This is a genomic window from Microtetraspora malaysiensis (genome assembly GCF_050947145.1).
In the GTDB taxonomy this organism is placed as follows: domain Bacteria; phylum Actinomycetota; class Actinomycetes; order Streptosporangiales; family Streptosporangiaceae; genus Microtetraspora_A; species Microtetraspora_A malaysiensis.
The window spans coordinates 7976127-7993235 of sequence record NZ_CP191998.1 but is presented as its reverse complement, the minus strand read 5'-3'; the positions used below and the strand labels follow the sequence as shown (position 1 = coordinate 7993235).

Genomic DNA, 17109 nt, shown 5'->3' with positions numbered 1-17109 from the left:
ACGAGGCCTGTAACGGGGCTCTCCGGCATCTCCTGCCCCTCGGGCCTCTCAATTCCGATATATCTGGGAATGTGAGGCGCGAGGGGCGCGCCCGTAGGCCGGAAGGCCGGACACCGCGGGGACGTGAGATGCGCAGAACACTGTGGGCGACACTCGCGCTCTCCGCTCTCGCCGCCTCGGTGTTCGCGGGGCCGGTCGCCCGGGCGGAGTCGCGTCCCGCCGTCCAGGCCGCGAGCCGCCCCGCCGTCGCGGCGGGGATCGCGGCCGCCGCCGTACCGGCGGTCAAACCGACGGCGAAGCCCGGGAAGAGCCCCAAGCCGAGGCCCGCGCGACAGCCCACGACGGTCGTCGCGCTCACCTTCGACGACGGCGACCGCAGCCATGCCGTGGCCGCGAGGCTGCTGGAGAAACACGGGCTGCGCGGCACGTTCTACGTCAACAGCGGCGATCTCGGGATGTCGGGCAAGCTCTCCCGCCGCCAGGTGACCGAGATCGCGAAGGCGGGCCACGAGATCGGCGGCCACACGGTGGACCACGAGCGGCTGACCGACCTCGACCCCGAGGAGCAGGCGGAGACGATCTGCGCCGATCGTCGCGCCCTCCTCGGAACGGGCCTCCAGGTGCGGACCTTCGCCTACCCGTACGGCGCGGTGGACGCTACCGCCCGGCAGGCCGCGCGGGACTGCGGCTACAACGCGGCGCGGACCATCGGCGGCATCGCCCAGCGGCCGTGCCGCGACTGCGTCGTGGCGGAGCCCGCCCGGCCCGAGCGGCCCTACGAGATCCGCACGCCGGGATCGGTCCGCGAGAGCACCACACTGGCGGCCCTGAAGGGCTACGTGATCCGCGCCGAACAGGGCGGCGGCGGCCTGCTCCCGCTGGCCTTCCACAAGGTGTGCGCGCGAGGCTGCGGCACCTTCTCGGTCCGTACGGACGTGCTCGACGGGTTCCTCGCCTGGCTGGCCAAACGTGAGGGGCACGGCACGGCCGTCCGCACGCTCGGGGACGTCACCGGGGGCCGGGTGCGCCCCGTCCCCGCCGATCCCGCCGCCCCGTAACACGGAGATGTCAGGTTGCGGGGGGTTCGGGGCGGTCGCGGAGCAGGCGGCGGGCCTTCCTGATCGCCCGGCGCACGACCGTCAGGTCGCGCTCGCGCCGCAGGCGGACCGCCTCGACCCGCCACCGCTCGGCCTTGCCCCGCCACCGGGCGGTGTCCGCCTTGCCCTTCGCGGCCTCCTTCCGCAGCCGGGCGACCTCCTTCTCCAGCGCCGTCAGGCGTGACTTCAGCCGTCCGCCGTCGATCTTGCGCTGGACGGCCAGCGCCTTCCAGTGGGCGGCCTCGGTGTTGCGGCCGCTCCGGGGCGGCCGGTCCGCCGGGTCGAGCCGGGTGAAACCCCAGGTCTCCCCGTCGAGCCACTCCACGCCGAAGGTCTCGTGGATCACATCGTCGAGGTGCTCGCCGTCCTCGGCCAGGCGCGCCGCCCGCGCGACGGACGACGTCCGTTCCAGGCGGGCGCACAACACGCCGCCGGCGTCCTCGTCCAGAGCCACGCACAGCAGCCCGAGGTCGCCCTCCTCGGCATACTTGATCAGCCGGTCGAGCGTGTCGGCCGCGACGCCCCAGCCGGGCGGACAGACCAGCCGGAACGGCGCGGGAGCCGCCGACGCGGGGGCGGAGGCGGCGAACCCGACCCGCCCGTCATGCGCGTAGCGGCCCCGGACGAGCCGGAGATCGAGCAGTGGGTCGTCCAGCGGCGCCCGCCGCCCGTCGTCCAGCGCGTCCCACGGGCCGGTCACGGTGACCTGGACATCCGGGAGCGTGCTGACGAGCGCGGCGTCCACGGTCCCCGCCACGCTCTCGTAGCCCGCCGCCGACGCGTTCACGAGCACCTCGACGTACGGCACGAGCCACTGCCGGCCGCCCTCGACCCGCAGGAAGCGCCGGTAGGGGATGCGGTCCGCGACGAACGGTGAGTTGTACCGGCGGACCTCGTCCCCGCGCCGCATGGCGGTCGGCGTGCCGAGATGCCAGCTCCGCGCCGCCCGGTCCGGCACGAACACCGCCCCCGCCTGGGTGAGGCGATATCCCAGCTCGGTGTCCTCGGCGAGGACCAGCGACGTGTCCAGGCCGCCCGCCGCGCGCAGCAGCCCGGCGGGGAGCGAGGCCGTCGCCCCGACGTGGACGCGGTGCAGGACGGAGCTGGGGGCGGTCCTGAACCCGTCGTGCTCGTCGACGAGGTCCTCCCACCAGTCGTGCGCCGCGCTGGACGGCAGATCGAACAGCGCGTCCGCGTTCCGCGCCTCCACCGCGCTCCGTACGTCCGAGGGGGAGGGCAGCCCGTCCGTCACGTCGGCGAACCGCAGTGTCCCGAGGACGACCAGGTAGTCGGCCAGGTGATGCCACCGCATGTGCGTCTCGACGTGCACCCGGTACGGGACGATGTCCGCGTCGATGCGATGGATCACGTCGCCCTCGGCGAGGGCCGTACCGGTCGCGAGGGCCCAGGCGATGCCCCACCCCCCGGGACGGGCCGGCACGAGGCGGGTACGGCTCGGCGCGATCGGGGGCACCCGCAGCGGCGCGCCGCTGCCGTCGTCCACGACGATCACTTCCAGGAGGTGGTCGGGGTAGCTCTGCCCGGCCAGCGCCGCCAGGGTGAGATCCAGCTTCTCCTGGCCGTTCCGGGCGGGGATGACCACGCTGACCGACAGGTGGGGCTCCCACTCGCCCGGCGCGGGCACGTCGAGGACCGCGTAGTCGTTGCGCCGGATCCGCGGAGCGCGGCCTGTGAACGGCGCCGACGGGGTCATGACGCGCCCTCGGGGAGCTCCATGAGGGCGCTCGGCCGGAAACCGCGCCACTGCCGCTTGTTCCTGCGCAGGAAGGTGCCGATCGGCTCGCGCCAGGTGTGCTGGGACGCCGGACCGCGCCGCAGCACGTACCCGAGGCCGTGGGTGCGGTACACCTGCCCGCCCGCGCTCTGCACGGCGTGCTGGAACTGGGTGTCCACGGCGCGGGGGAGCGGGCGGAAGCCGCCGACCGCGTCGAACGCCGCCCGCTCGGTGAAGATCGTGCCGCCCGCCACGAAGTTGGTGATCTGCTCGGTGACCTGGTCGCGGCGTACGGTGACGTCGATCGCCGCGAGGTGGACGAACTCCAGGGCCGCGCCCAGCACGTTCGCGCCGGTGTACGAGTGGGCGAGCAGCAGGTCGGCCAGGAAGTCCGGGCCGTACCAGTCGTCGTCGTCCATCTTCAGCAGGAACGAGCCGGACGCGCGGGCCGCCGCCCGGTTGAGCAGCGCCCCGAACGCGAGCGATGCCGCCCCCTCCACGACCGTGATCGGCCGCTCGAACGAGGCGACGGCCGGGGCCACGGACGGATGATCGCGCGGGATCCCGTGCAGGGCCAGGACGACCTCCAGTTCCGCGTCGCGCTGCCGGGCCGGCTGGCCGAGGGCGAAGGGCACCATCTCCGGGCGGCGGGTGGTCAGCAGCACGGACGTGAGCGGCCGCTGCCGGGCGGGGGCGCCGAGCCGCTCCCATCGGGCCTCGACGCCGTGGTCCCGGAGGGCGCGCCTGCGGAGCAGGACGCTGTGCTCCTCACGCCGCAGGTCGTCCTCCAGGTCCTCGGGCGTGACCGCGCGGAGCAGCCCGATGAGCCCGTCGCCGAGCGCCCCGGCCCACGGAGGGATCTCGCCGGCCAGCATCGGGACGCCCGCCGCCGCCAGCGAGGCGACCACCCGTGCGGCCGCGATCGGCCCCGTGTGGCCGTTCCGCCAGTCGATCCGCAGCCCGCGCAGCTGCCTGAGGCGGGCGACGTCGGTGACGGTGACGCACCCCGACGCGGCGAAGCGGGTGAGCACCTTCCCGTCGTGGACGGCGTTCCAGCGGCCGTCGGCCAGTTCGAGGCGGCCGACGCCCAGCGTGGGCGTGGTGACGAAGCCCATCGGATTGACCGACCGGTCGTCCACCGGGGGAAGCGACCGGACATCGTTCACATGTACGGCAGGCCGCCTGTTCGCGGCCTGCGTACCGACGGCCAGAGGCGCGGCCCCTCCGGGCTCGCCGAGGCGTTCCCAGCTCAGCTCCTCCAGGGCGGGGAGATCCACCACGGGCCCGTCCCCCTCCCAGGCGGGCAGGCCGTCCGGGAAGGAGGTGCGGAGCACCACGTCGCCGCCTGGAGCGCCGACACGTACGGGCAGGGGACCGCCCGGCTCCACCGGGGACGCGTTGGGGTCCCCTGGCCGCCAGTGGGCCGCGCCCGGCCCGGCCAGCGCCGCCACGGGGGCGGCGATGCCGTCGAGGCGGTTCCCCGCGAACGCGCGGGCGGTCGCGGCCACGGTACGCCCGGCCGGGGTCGCGGCGGAGAACCTCGCGTCCACCGCCCACGCGCCGCTCGCCGGCCGGTGGACTCTCAGCTCCGTGAGGGCCCGCCAGCGGTGGGCGGGCGTGAGTGACGGCGCGGGCGCCGGGTACCAGTACGGGGTCTCGGCGGTGACCACGATCACCCGTTCGGCGCGGGGCAGCAGCGTGTGCAGGGTTGCGGCCCGGCGCAGATCCGTCGGAGTGCGCGCGAGCACGAGGACCTCAGTCATCTCCTCGTCCGGCGGCGGAGCCGCCCCACCCGGCGGCGTCCCGGGGCTCTCCGGAGACAGGGCGCGCCGGGGGTCGCCGTCGAGGTCCACGAGGTGCCGGACGCCCGTGACGGCGAGGCTCTCCGGTGACTCCACTCCGACGCAGTACACGGCGACCCGCCGCCCCGCGCCGCGCCGTACGGCCTCGCCGATGATCCGCTCGAACATCACCGCCGCCTGAACCTCCGGCCGCGAACACCGCGAACACCGCGAACACCGCGAAGGCCGCGAACACCGCGAACACCGCGAAGGCCGCGAAGGCCGCGACCGGCGTCGGCCGCCTCCGTGTCATGGGCGTGCCGGAGTTCGGCCTCCAGCCGGGCCACCTCGGCCCGCAGCCGTGTGGCCTCGGAGCGCCACCTGGTCGCGCTCGCCCGCCACTTGGTCGGGTCGCCGCCCACCGGCTCGGCGTTCTCGTCCCGCACGACGCCGAAATCCTCCGCCGCCACCCAGATCGACCCGTACATCTCGTCCACCAGTGCGTCGGGGGCGTCGGCGCCCGGGAAACGGGCGGCGCGGGAGAACGCGGCGGTCCGTTCCAGCCTCAGCGCCGACACGCCCGCCGCGGTCTCCTGCACGATCGCCGACACGAGGCCGTACCCCCGGCGTTCGGCCAGCTCGACGAGCGACGCCAGGGAGTCGGGGCCGAGCACCCATCCGGCGGGGCAGGTGACCCGGAAGGGCGTGGGCGCGCAGCTCTCCGCCGCCGCCCGCGCGAAGCGCACCCTCGGCTCGTGCTCGTACAGGTTGTACGCGAGCCGGGTGTCGAGCATCGGCTCGTCGAGCGAGGCCCGGCGGCCCAAGGGCAGCTCGTCCCACGGGCCGAGGAGCACCACCGAGGTGTCGGCCACGGTCCCCGCCAGGGCGGCGTCCACACTGGCGCGCACCTGCTCGTACGTCGCGCCGTGCGCGTCGATCACCACCTCGACGTAGGGCACCGCCCAGTGGCGGCGGGGATGACGGCGCAGCCAGCGCAGGTCGGGGATCAGGTCGCCGAGGAACGACCAGTTGTGCCGGTGGACGTCGGCCTCCCGGCGCATGACCGTGGACGTGCCGAGGTGCCACGCCCGGGCCTCGGGGTCCGGGATGAAGACCGCTCCCTGCTGCGCGAGCCGATATCCGAGGTCGGTGTCCTCGGCCATGTTCAGCGACGTGTTCACGCCGCCCGCCGCCTTCAGCAGCCACGCGGCGACCGACGTTGTCGCGCCGGAGTGCAGCCGGTACGCCCCGGCGACCTCGTCGCGCAGCTCCCGCGTCGTGCCGAGCACCTCGGCGGTCCAGCCGTGCGGCCGCGCCTCCTCGAAGGCCGCCGCGTCCTCGTACGTCCCGGAGAAGACGGCCTCGGGCGCGGGCGGCGGCACGTCGTCGGCGACGAACCCCACCCTCCCGTGGACCACGGCGTAGCTCGCCAGGTGGTGCCACCGCAGGTGCGCCTCGATGTGGTCCCGCGCGAGGATCATGTCGGAGTCGACCCAGTGGACGACGTCCCCGCCCGCCGCCTCCGCGCCTGTCTGCCTGGCCCAGCCGCGTCCCCACCGGCCCTCGGGCACGCGTACGATCCGGGTCGCCTCGGGGGCGATGCGGGGGACGCGGAGCGCCGGGTCGCTGCCGTCGTCGGCGACGACGACCTCCGTCAGATCCCGGGGGTAGGTCTGCGCGGCGAGCCCGGCGAGCGTCCGGTCCAGCGCCTCCTGGCACTCGTACGCGGGGATGACGACGCTGACCGTCAGCCGGGGCTCCCAGGCGCCGAGCGCCGGGGGACGCAGGGTGCCGTAGTCGTTGCGTCGAACGCGCGGCATATCCGGAATTGTCATGGCGTGGCGCGGGTGAGTGTCACGAGCCCCTTGTCGGCCTCGTGCTCCACGGCTTCCAGGGGGAACTCGTCCAGCCAGCGCCGGACCGCCGCCCGCTCGTCGGCGCGGGCGGCGTCGTCGACGAGGATGCGCACGTCCTTCGCGCACCGGTCCAGCAGGGCGGGGACGGCCGGGTAGCGCGCCTGCGGTCCGGTCGCGCCGGGCGGGCCGTCCACGAGGAGCAGGCCGATCCCGTCGAGATCCCGCGTGGCGTCCTCGTCGTACCAGCTCCAGGACTCGGCGCCGTGCCGCCAGGGGCGCAGCGGGGCGTGCCGCACCTCCACGATGTGGGACAGTCCGTGGGCGCGCACCAGGTCGCGGGAGAGCGCGTAATAGCGCTCGTCGTGCTCCAGGGAGACGACCCGGCCGCCGCCGTAACGTTCCACGGTGTAGCCGAGCCAGACGGTCGACGAGCCGCTGCCGCACTCGACGACCAGCCGGGGCCGGTGCTCGCAGATGTGGCCGACCAGCCGGCGCAGCAGGTCGGGCGAGGCGGCCCACCCTCTCAGCTCGGGCAGCGGCGCCCGCGGCTCGATCAGCGACCGGAGATCGACGTACGCCTCGACCTGGCGGTACCCCTGCCGGAACTCCCTGGTCAGGGCCTTCTCGACGTGGTCAAGCCGGGTGCCGACGAGCGCGCCGGCGTCGCCCACGGCCTTCTCGATCTCCTGCCGGGCCAGCGTCGCGTTGACGCGGTCCTCCCCGAGCGAGGTGAGGATCGCGCGCAGGTCCTCCTCGCGGCGCGGGCCGCGCGCCTCGGCCGCCGCCGCGACCTGCTCCAGCCGCTCGGTGACGCTCCCGAGGGCGTTCGCGACCTTGGCGAGGGCGGCCTCCTGGCGCTTGACCCGGCCGTCGATGCGCAGCGCCTTCCCGTCCACGCGGCGTACGGAGAGGGCGACGAGGAACATCAGGCCGGTCGCGCAGATCAGGAGGCCGAGGGTCAGCCCGGCGAGGATTTCGACGATCTCCAGCAGGATCAGCACGGTCAACGCCGCCAGCGTCAACGCGCCGACCGCCGCGGCGGCCACGATGAGCCGACGGGTGGTGGGCATTCGTTGTCTACCTCCGTGGTACGTCCCGACGGCTCACCTGCGAGCGCGGGGCATCTCCCCGGATTCGCCCGCGCCGGCGTCAGGAGGACCTCGGCGGCGGTGCCGCCGCGCGCGTGTCGCGCGCCCTCTCCCCGCCTCGTGGCGCGTCCGTCCGGATCCGCTCGGGCGGCGGATCCGCGGAACAGTACCGAAATGGTCTACGGGACTGTTGTAGTCACGACTTCAGTGGAATTGTGATGATCACCGAACATTGCGGAATCTTCCGAGCTTCGGCGTATATGTATGGTCTAGCGATGTTTCGTAGGTAAACCATGGATAATTCCTGAAAGTTTCCTGATAGGACGGTCATGACGAGCCCTCAGGGGTTCCTGAGCAGTGCGGACGCGGAGCCGGCGCAGGCCACATGGGACGGAAACCGGTGGACGATCGCCGGAACGCCCTTCCCCGAAGAATCGCCAGGGGAGGCGGTGGCGCCGCTGCGCGCACACCAGAGCGTGCGCCTCGCCTGGCCCGCCGGCATTTTCGCCCACGCCGCCCCCACACCCGACGGCGAAACGCCGAATGACGCCGACGCCCGCCGATCTCTCGACGCCGTGCTGACGCTCGCGGCGGCCGGGGTGCCGCTGCACGCGGAGACGGTCCCGCGGTGGCTCGCCGCCGACGATCCCGCGCTGGCCGAGCTGCTCACCTCGACCGGCTGGCTCGAACCGGAGACCGACACGTCCGGGGTCTCCGTGGCCGCGCTCCGCCGGGAGGAGCACAGCGTGCGGCTCCGCCGCCACGCCCTCGCCGCCCGTCGTACGCGGGCGACCGTCAGCGTGATCATGGCCAGCAGGCGGCCGTCGATGGCGGGCTGGGCACTGGCCCAGATCGCCCGGCAGCGGCACGTGGACGTCGAGGTCGTCTTCGCCGCCCACGGCTACCCCGCCGACGTCGTACGGCGGGCCGCCAAGGGGCTGGACATCCCCGTCGAGGTGATCGAGGCGGTCGGCGACACGGTGTTCGGAGACGTGCTGAACGAGGCCGCGCGCCGGGCGAGCGGGGACCTCCTCGCCAAATGGGACGACGACGACTGGTACGGCCCCGAGCACCTCGCCGACCTCCTGCTCGCCCGCTCCTACTCGGGCGCGGACATCGTCGGCACGACGGCCGAGTTCTTCCATCTCGAACCGCTGAACCTCACCATCCGGCGCACCGACTACAAGAGCGAGGTCTGGAACCGGCACGTCGCGGGCGGCACCATCATGCTCGACCGCGCCGTGTTCACCGGCTTCCCCTCGGTGCCGCGCGCGGTGGACGAGGGGATGCTCACCGCGGCCGACGCGGCGGGAGCCCGCATCTACCGGACGCACGGCCTCGGCTACATGCTCAGGCGCTCGACGGCGGACCGGCACACCTGGCGGTTGCCGCTCGCCCACTTCCTGAAAGTCGCGACCAACCAATGGCGGGGCGTGCGGCCCAGCCACATCCTGGAGCCGGCCCATTGATGGAAACGCCCGTAAGCGCCCCCCGGGTCAAGGGGAACGACTATTCCCTCCTCACACCCGCTGAGATCGGCTCCTGGACGCCCCGGCTGTCGGTCAGCGTCGTCATCCCCGCGTACGGCGGGCAGGACAAGCTCGACCTCGTGCTCGCCGCGCTCGCCGTCCAGACCTATCCGGCGGAGCTGACCGAGGTCGTGGTCGTGGACAACGGCACCTCCCCGCCGCTGCGCCTCCCGGAGCTGCGGCCCGCCGGCACCCGGCTGATCAGATGTGAGGCGCCGGGCCGGGCCGACGCCAGGAACGCCGGGCTCGCCGCGTCCGGCGGGGACGTCGTCCACTGGCTGGACTCCGACGTCGTGCTGGAGCGGGACGCCGTCGAGGCGCAGATGCGCTGGCACCACCTCGCCCCCTACCTCTCCGTGACCGGATATCTGCGGTTCAGCGAGGCGCGGCCGCCCCGGCCCGCGCAGATCGCGGACGCCGCGGAGCTCGCGCCGTTCTTCGAACCCGCCGAGCCGCACTCCTGGATCGTCGATCTCGTCGGGCGCACGGACGGCCTGCGCGACGCGCGCCGGGCCTTCAGCCTGCACGTCGGGGGATCGACCTCGGTCAGCCGGCGGCTGATCGAGATGACCGGTCCGATGGACACCGGCCTCATGCTGGGCCAGGACACCGAGATGGGATACCGCCTGGCCCAGGCGGGCGCGGTCTTCGTCCCCGAGCCCCGCTCCCGGGCCTACCATCTCGGCCCCACGATGCGGATGCGCGACATGGACCGGGTCACCCGGGTCAGCCACGCGTTCATCCCCGACCGCGTCCCGCAATATCGCTGGCTCCGCTCCCACCCGGCCCGCCAGTGGCTCGTGCCGTACGTCGAGGTCGTCGTGGACGGCGCGGGCGCCTCCTACGAGGACGTGCGGGCCACGGTGGACACCGCCCTCGCCGGCACCGTCCCCGACGTGGGCGTGGTGGTGACCGGGGTGCCCGAGCCGGAGACCCGGGAACGGCGGGCGCCGCTGACCGACCCCTCCCTCGACCTGACGCTCGTCCACGGCATCTACGCCCACGAGGCGCGCGTACGGTTCACCCCGTCGGCCGCCCCCGCGCCGTTCCGGTTACGCGTCCCGGCGGGGTGGGCGCTGGGGGAGGACACCCTGGCGACGCTCGTCGACCTGATCGAGGAGCGCGGGCTGGGCCTGGTCGGCCTCCTCCTGTCCGAGGACGGCGACGGCCCCGGGGGAGGGGTGACGGTCGCGCGTCTGGAGCGTACGGCGGCGTTCAACCGGGCGACCTTCGTCCAGGAGCCCGGAGCGGCCGGACGGGCGGTCGGCGCCGGGAGAAGCGACGGGGAAACGGAGGCGCTGGACGACGCCGTGGCCGAGATGTTCGGCGCGGTGTGGATCGACGGGGCCCCCGTCGGCCTCCTCCCGGCGGACCAGGCGCCGGTTCCCGCCGGGCGGCGCAGCGCCTACCGGGCGAGGGCCGAGGCGCAGGCCGAGGCGGCCAAGCTCGCCAAGGAGGTCGAACGGCTGCGCGGCCAGGTGGGGAAGTGGCGCGACGAAGCCGCCAAGTGGCGCAAATCCACCGTGGAACTGCGCCGCGAGGTGAGCTCCCTGCGCAAGGAGGTCGGCACGTTGCGCCGCAAGCGGGGCATCAAGGCCATCGTCCGCCGCGTGATCTACCGCTAGTCAATGGCGGCGGTGTGGAAAGCCCCCTGGGTCCTCTGGTGATCCGCCCTCGGCCCCCAGGCCAGGGGGCCGGACACCGCTCGCACCTCACGGAGTGCTGGAGGCGCTCTGGCGCCCCGCAGGCGGGCAGATGTCGAGATAGGGGACGTCGATCAGATAGCGCCGCCATTCGGCTGGAGCGAGCGTGCGGCCCGCACGCTCGCACACGACCTCGGCGACCTGGTCCTCCGCCACCGGGATCTCCGACAATGTGCCCCGCCGGTCGATCGCGATCAGCCGGCGGCCGTCCGCGGTGAAGGCGAGGCCCTTGGCGGCGTCGCCGACGAGAGGGACGGCGGCCACAAGGCGCTTGGTCTCGACGTCCCACACCTGGACGAGCCCGCTCCTTCCGGACGTACCGATGACATTCGCGTCGTCGCCGTACGCCGCGACGAGGCTGCCGTCCGGGCTGAAGGCGAGGCTGACCGCGCTGATTCCCAGCGTTCCCCGCAGTGCCGGCGGGACCGGGGCGTACTGCTGGGTGTCCCAGAGGACGAACGTCCCCTCGCCGCCGCTGACGGCCACCAAGGGGCCGATCGGGCTTGTGGCGACGAGCCCGGCCGCACCGATCGTGGGGAAGCCCAGGTCGACCGGCCTGCCGGTGGCCGCGTCGAAGATCCTGCCGACGTCGGAGACCACCGACTTCCCGTCGCCGGTGTAGGCGACAGAGCCGATCGGCATGCTCAGTGGCACCTTCCTGATCGGTCGGCCGCTGCCGGCGTCGAGCTCCCAGAGGCGATAGACCGGCCGGCGTCCTCGCTGGAGATGCGCGAGCACCACGAGGAGCCTCTTGCCGTCCGCGGTGAAGGTGGCATCCGTCACCGCGTCGCCGTCCGGAACGGGCGTCCGCCATCGCAACCTGCGCGTGGCGACGTCCCAGGCACGTAGCAGATCGTTCCCCGAGATCCCGGTGACCACGGTGCGCCCTGACCTGTCGAAGACCACATCCCCGTTGGAGAACTCGGTGCCGGGCAGGACGCCCGAGTATCGGCGCGCTCGCACATCCCAGATCCGCAGCGGGGACTCGCCGTTCCCGTCGGTGGTGACGACCCAGCGGCCGTCGGGGCTGAGCCGCGGCTCCTCACCGATTCGCCGCATCGTGGACGTGGAGACGGGGGACCGCACGTCGAGGCTGACGACCTCGTCGTCCTGCAGGTAGCGGATGGTCCGTCCGTCGGGGTCGACCCAGACGTCGGACGGCACGCCTTCCGTGCGATAGCTGAAGAGCCGCGCGCCCGTCGCCACGCTCCACAGTCTGATCGACGCGTCGGCGAAGCCCACGACCAGCGTGCCATCGGCGCTGAACCGCACGCCCTTGTGCACGGCCCGGTCGACTTCGGCAGCCGATCCGTCCTCCGCCCAGGCCCACCACGCGGTGTCGTCCGCCCCCGGCGCCACCGGCACCGCCTCGCCCGTCGCCACATCGAATCTGGTGAGTTCGGCGCCGGCGCACAGCAGGTATCTGCCATCCCGGCTGAACGTGACGAGCGTGCCGCAGTCCTCGGGGAAGCGGGTGTCCTTCCCCAGCCCGGGCAGCCGGCGCACCTCCAACCCGCGGAGGCCCACACCCGCCACCATCCGGCCGTCCGGGGCGACGACCACGCTGTTCATCTGCCTCAGCGGGGTCTGCACGATCCTGCCGGTGCGGACGTTCCAGAGGACCGCGTCCTCGCTCTCCAGCTTGATCGCCACGATCGACTCGTTGCCGCCGAAGGCCGGCACCGCGCTCGCCCAGTCCTTGACGGGGTGCTCCGCGCGCTTCGCGCCTGTCATGGTGTCCCACGCGGTGACCGAGCGCTCCGTGACCACCACGAGCAGCTTCCCGCTCGGGCTCAGCTCGGCGGCGAGGGGCACGATCCTCGCGCCCGGCCATTTCCAGAACGCCCGGCGCCTGCCGGTGCGCACGTCGTAGACCGCCGTGCCCTCCTCACTGGCGCTCACCAGCGTGCGCCCGTCCTGGCTCACGGTCCGCACTCCGATGCCCTTGGCCGGCGGCTGCCGGAAAACGGCTCTCTCCGGACGGTAGAGCGAGGCCATCAAGCTCGCCCTGGTGTCGGCACCGGGCGCGAGACGCCAGCCGGCCACGCTCAACAGCATCGCCTTGACCGCGTCCGTGGTGCGCAGCCGGTCGGCCTCCGCGGCCACCTGCCTGCCGATGGCGATGTCGCGCCGGTCGTCGGCGAGCCCGCTCTGCCGTACGGCCACGCCGCCCGCGGCGAGGGCCGCCACGAGCAGCCCCGCCAGTGCGATCGTGGTGAGCCGGCGCCGGCGGGCCCGTTTCCTGGCCAGTGAGGTGCCCGCGGTGAGGAAGTCGCGCTCCCGCTGGGTCAGCGACAGGTGCTTGCGCCGGGTGGCGGCCCAGCTCAGTGCGCCCTCCAGGCGGCTGCCCTGCAGCAGGTCGCCGTCCCTGCGGCCGTTCTCCGCCCAATACCGTGCCGCGGTGGCGATCTGGCCGAGCAGGGCCAGCCCGTCACGGTCGGCCTCGACCCACATCCGCAGCCGGGGCCAGGCCCGCAGCAGCGCCGGGCGGGTGAGCCCCACGGCGCCGTCCTTCTCGCTGACCAGGTAGGAGAACACCCGCAGGATGTGCTCGACGGCCGTGGCCTCGCGCTCGGGCCGCCCCTCGATCAGCTCCTCCCTGGGCGCCAGGCGGCCTGACTCACGCCCGTCCTCGCCGATCGCGACCAGCCGCAGGAACACCTCGGGCGCCAGTTCCCGCTGCTCAGGGGCGAGCGCGCCATAGGCGTCCTCGGCGATCGTGCCCAGTGCTGGATCTGCGGTGTCGGGCACATGCACGCCCCTGGCCGTACGGGTGCCCTCCGCCATGAGCCCGGGGATGTCGCCGCCGTAGCCGCTGACCAGCGCGAGAAGCAGGCCACGAGAGGTCGGGCGGGCCTCGGGATCCTTCTCCAGCGCGGCCTCCACCAGCGGACGCATGCTGGGCGGGATGGCGCTCAGGTCCGGGTGCAGCGACAGCACCTTGTGCATGACAGCGCCCAGGGTGTCCGCCCTGAACGGGTCCTCGCCGGTGGCCGCGAACACCATGATCGCGCCCCAGGCGAACACGTCGGCCTTCGCGTCGGCGCGTTGGCCCGTGAAGACCTCCGGCGCCATGTACGTCGGCGTGCCGGCCACCTGGCCCGTCGCGGTGAGCGACATGTCGGCCGTACGCGCCACGCCGAAGTCGATCACGCGCGGCCCGTCAGGGGAGAGCAGCACGTTGTCGGGCTTGAGATCGCGGTGCAGGACTCCGGCCTCGTGGATCGCGGTCAGCGCGGTGACGATGGCCGTGCCGAGCCGGTGCAGGTCGTCACCGGTGAACCGGCGCCCTGCCGCACGCAGGCTCCGTCCCTCGACATATTCGCTGACGATGTAAGGCTTGCGCGCCTCGAGATCGGTGTGGAGGACGCGCGCCGTGCAGAAGGAGGCGACGCGCCGCGCGGCGGCGGACTCCCTGGCGAGCTGCTCACGCGTCCGCTCGTCGCCGGACGCATGCAGCACCTTGATCGCGACCCGGCGCCCCTCGCCGTCGTAGGCGTCGTAGACGACGCCCTGACCGCCCTCTCCCAGCCGCCCCGCCAGCCAGTAGTCACCGACGTGCTGGGGATCGCCGGGCAGCAAGGATTTCACAGCGGGTTGGATGCGGATCATTCCCGCAATGTTCCCCGCCTTCGGACCGGGGTTGTCACGGCGAACCCCGCCCGGGGCCGTACGGCCCCGGGCGGGGGATGGATCAGCCGAGGGGGACGCAGATCGCGTAGAACTCGACACTGATCGCCTTCTTCATCGGGTTCACGGCGACGAAGTCCCACGCGTCCTGGACGCCGCCGGGATCGTCGCGCGTGCTGCCGGGCGCGCTGACCGGGAAGGCCACCGGCTTGCGCGGGTCGTGCGCGCCGTGGAAGGCGTGACCGCCGCCCATCGCGCGTCTGCCCTTCCCGCACACCACGTTGGTGTCAAGGATTCCGCGGCCCGGGACCTTCCGCGTCTCCTTCACCACGGTCACCTCCGACCCGCGGAGCCCGCTCGACCCGCCGCTCTGGTCTGCCGAGGCGATCCCGCCCAGCGCGAGCGCCCCTATCGCCAGCACCCCGACTCCGGCGCCGATCAGTGCGATCTTCCTGCCCGGATGCCCGAGAAGCTCCATGTGATCCCCCTTGTCGATCTCATACGCACGCGGTTCGGCCGCCGGCGCCGTCGCGTCCGGCAAACGTTCCGATCATGAACCGTTAGATGCGGGGTTCTCCCGGATTGTTCTCGCGTTCGCCCCTCGGGTCAGTTCGCGCAGTGAGGCGCCGTCGATATCGCCGACCCCCGGTACGGTGATCTCCGCGCATGATGATCTTTGAATGGCAACCTAAGGTTGCCAAACATGGAGCCATCGGAATTACTCACACAGGCGCGGTCACGGTCGATCGATCCGGTGACCCCCTTGAGACCTCTCCGCCGCGATCACGCTGAGCGTCGAGCTGAGCCGTGACACGGACGCCCTGTACCGGTCCGTGGGGAAGTTCTCCAGCTCCGAGAGGATTACGCGGCGGCCCCGCTACGCATGGACACAGGCCGGAACGCTACGGATGAATCCGGTAGTGGGTCCGGATGGCGGTGCGCAGCCGCCGGACCCACGAGCGCTTCGCGCGCGGGCGCGCGGCGGGCCCGCGCGCCTCGGTGAGGCCCGCCATCGCCGACCTCATGTCCTTCTGAGGGGCCGCGGCCTGGACGGGGGCGGCCGGTGGTTCCGCCGCCGAGGGCCAGAACGCGTCCGCCGGGCTGTGCCGTACGCCGTGGGTCTGCCGGATGACGTCCGCGCGCGGCTCGCCCGGGCGGGCCAGCCGGAGGGCCCGTCCCACGGCCTCGGTGCGCTCCACGGTCGCGGTTCGGCCGTCCGGGAACGTGACGACGAGCATGCCGATCCGCTCGTCGAGCACCGTCTTGACCATCCGTTCCAGCGTCTCCGGCGCGAGCGGGACGTCCACCGGCCCCGAGTAGCGGAACGGCACGGGTGTCGCGCTCGGCGGCACGTCCTCGGCCAGCCGTACCCGGGGGTCGTCGGCGAACCCGGTCCGCAGCATGCGCAGATCGAACCCGGGCGCGGTCAGCACCGGATGGCGGCCGGACGGCAGCGCCGACCACGGCGCCACCAGCGTGACGGCGACGTCGGGCAGCGACCCGTCGAGCGCCGCGTTCACCGCCGCGCGGGTGACCCGCTCGCTCGCCTCGGCCACGCCCAGGACCACCTCCACGTACGGCACGCGCCAGCCGCGGCCCCGCTCCTTGCGCAGGTCGCGGCGGAGCGGCACGCGATGGGCCAGGTAGGGCTCGACGGTCCGCACCGTCGCCCCGCGGTCGCGCTGCTGCGCGGGCAGGCCGAGATGGACGGCGCGGGCCGTGAGATCCGGCACGAAGACGGCGCCCGCCTGGGCCAGCCGGTACCCCAGCTCGGTGTCCTCGCCCCGCTGGACCTCGGTGTCGAAGCCGCCGACGTCAAGGAAGAGCGTCCGGTGGAGGGACAGGGTGGGGCCGGTGCAGACGTGGTAGGGGTTCTTGCTGCTGCGCATCCCGTCCAGGCGGAGGATCGTCATCTCCGTCGTGCTGGGGATGGTCTTCTCGGGGTCGAACAGGCGGGTCAACGTGTCGCCGGTCACGGCCTCGTGCACCTCGGCGGCCGTGACGGGGCTCTCCTCGATGAACCGTTTGCCGCCGATCGTGACGAGAAAGTCGGTGAGGTGGTGCCAGCGCAGCAGGGCCTCAAGATGATCGCGGTGGAGGATCATGTCGGCGTCGACACGCTGCACGACGGTCCCGTCGGTGGCGGCGACGCCGGTGTTGACCGCGTGTCCCGGTCCCCAGCCGTCCGCGGTCGTGACGATCCGGGTGTTCTCCGGGCGGATCTGCGGTAATCGCAGCGGCAAGGCGCTGCCGTCGTCCACGATGACGACCTCTGTCAGATGGGCGGGGTAGGTCTGCGCCGCGAGCGAGGCCAGGGTGAGATCGAGCCGGTGCTGGCCGCCGTACGCGGGGATGATCACGCTGACCGGCACTTCCGGACGCCAACCGCCGATCGGCGCGGGGGCCAGGGGGGAATAGTCATTGTGCCGAATCCTCGGCCGGACCTCGTCGCCCGCCACGTGCCCCTCCTCGGTTGTCACCTGTCAAGTCAAGTCAGGGGATCGACCCTAGCGAAGTGAACTTGTAGTTCGCTGAGAGCGCGAAGCGCTGCTTGTCCCGCTATATCGGGCTCATGTCCAGAAATGTGTCCATAAGCTGGACGGTGGATCCCGCAGGTAGAGCGGTTGGCCGTAAACTCGATGGCCAATACCGCAGGTGGGCCCGTGTGGCGGAGCCCGCGTAGAAGGAGC

Annotated in this window: 10 protein-coding genes; 3 read left to right on the top strand and 7 right to left on the bottom strand. The window is 73.1% G+C overall.

Annotated features, from left to right (window positions below; all coding sequences use genetic code 11):
• Positions 1 to 128: 128 nt before the first annotated feature.
• Positions 129 to 1058: a polysaccharide deacetylase family protein gene (locus tag ACQP1V_RS37420; RefSeq protein ID WP_433415387.1), complete on the top strand. Its 930-nt coding sequence runs from the start codon at positions 129 to 131 to the stop codon at positions 1056 to 1058.
• A 10-nt stretch (positions 1059 to 1068) separates the two neighbouring features.
• Here the strand turns inward: ACQP1V_RS37420 and ACQP1V_RS37415 are convergent, their stop codons facing one another.
• The 4 genes from ACQP1V_RS37415 to ACQP1V_RS37400 are packed head-to-tail and all read right to left on the bottom strand — an operon-like array spanning position 1069 to position 7539.
• Positions 1069 to 2811: a glycosyltransferase gene (locus tag ACQP1V_RS37415; RefSeq protein WP_433415384.1), complete on the bottom strand. Its 1743-nt coding sequence runs from the start codon at positions 2809 to 2811 to the stop codon at positions 1069 to 1071.
• Complete coding sequence (locus ACQP1V_RS37410; RefSeq protein ID WP_433415381.1) at positions 2808 to 4802, bottom strand: glycosyltransferase; 1995 nt, start codon at positions 4800 to 4802, stop codon at positions 2808 to 2810. Before ACQP1V_RS37410 ends, ACQP1V_RS37415 begins: the two co-directional genes overlap by 4 nt.
• Positions 4802 to 6433 carry a glycosyltransferase family 2 protein gene (locus ACQP1V_RS37405; protein ID WP_433415378.1) on the bottom strand — a complete coding sequence of 544 codons (1632 nt, stop codon included), beginning with the start codon at positions 6431 to 6433 and terminating at the stop codon, positions 4802 to 4804. The genes ACQP1V_RS37410 and ACQP1V_RS37405 overlap by 1 nt, the downstream gene beginning before the upstream one ends.
• An 11-nt stretch (positions 6434 to 6444) precedes the next feature.
• Positions 6445 to 7539 (bottom strand): class I SAM-dependent methyltransferase, encoded by a 1095-nt coding sequence (locus ACQP1V_RS37400; protein ID WP_433415375.1) that lies wholly within the window; start codon positions 7537 to 7539, stop codon positions 6445 to 6447.
• Positions 7540 to 7886: 347 nt separating this feature from the next.
• Here ACQP1V_RS37400 and ACQP1V_RS37395 point away from each other — a divergent pair, with 347 nt between their 5' ends.
• Both ACQP1V_RS37395 and ACQP1V_RS37390 read left to right on the top strand, forming a co-directional pair.
• Positions 7887 to 9026 (top strand): glycosyltransferase family 2 protein, encoded by a 1140-nt coding sequence (locus ACQP1V_RS37395; protein ID WP_433415372.1) that lies wholly within the window; start codon positions 7887 to 7889, stop codon positions 9024 to 9026.
• Entirely contained in the window at positions 9026 to 10711 is a 1686-nt protein-coding gene (locus ACQP1V_RS37390; protein WP_433415369.1) for a glycosyltransferase family 2 protein, read from the top strand. Before ACQP1V_RS37395 ends, ACQP1V_RS37390 begins: the two co-directional genes overlap by 1 nt.
• Positions 10712 to 10798: 87 nt before the next feature.
• On the opposite strand, the gene ACQP1V_RS37385 is transcribed toward ACQP1V_RS37390, so the two are convergent.
• The 3 genes from ACQP1V_RS37385 to ACQP1V_RS37375 all read right to left on the bottom strand — a co-directional run bounded on the left by ACQP1V_RS37385 (position 10799) and on the right by ACQP1V_RS37375 (position 16899).
• Entirely contained in the window at positions 10799 to 14380 is a 3582-nt protein-coding gene (locus ACQP1V_RS37385) for a WD40 repeat domain-containing serine/threonine protein kinase (protein ID WP_433415366.1), read from the bottom strand.
• A gap of 103 nt (positions 14381 to 14483) precedes the next feature.
• Positions 14484 to 14897, bottom strand: a complete 414-nt coding sequence (locus ACQP1V_RS37380; RefSeq protein WP_387411714.1) for a hypothetical protein — start codon at positions 14895 to 14897, stop codon at positions 14484 to 14486.
• A 424-nt stretch (positions 14898 to 15321) separates the two neighbouring features.
• On the bottom strand, positions 15322 to 16899 hold the full coding sequence (locus ACQP1V_RS37375) for a glycosyltransferase (protein ID WP_433415362.1): 1578 nt from the start codon (positions 16897 to 16899) through the stop codon (positions 15322 to 15324).
• Between the last annotated feature and the right edge of the window lie 210 nt (positions 16900 to 17109).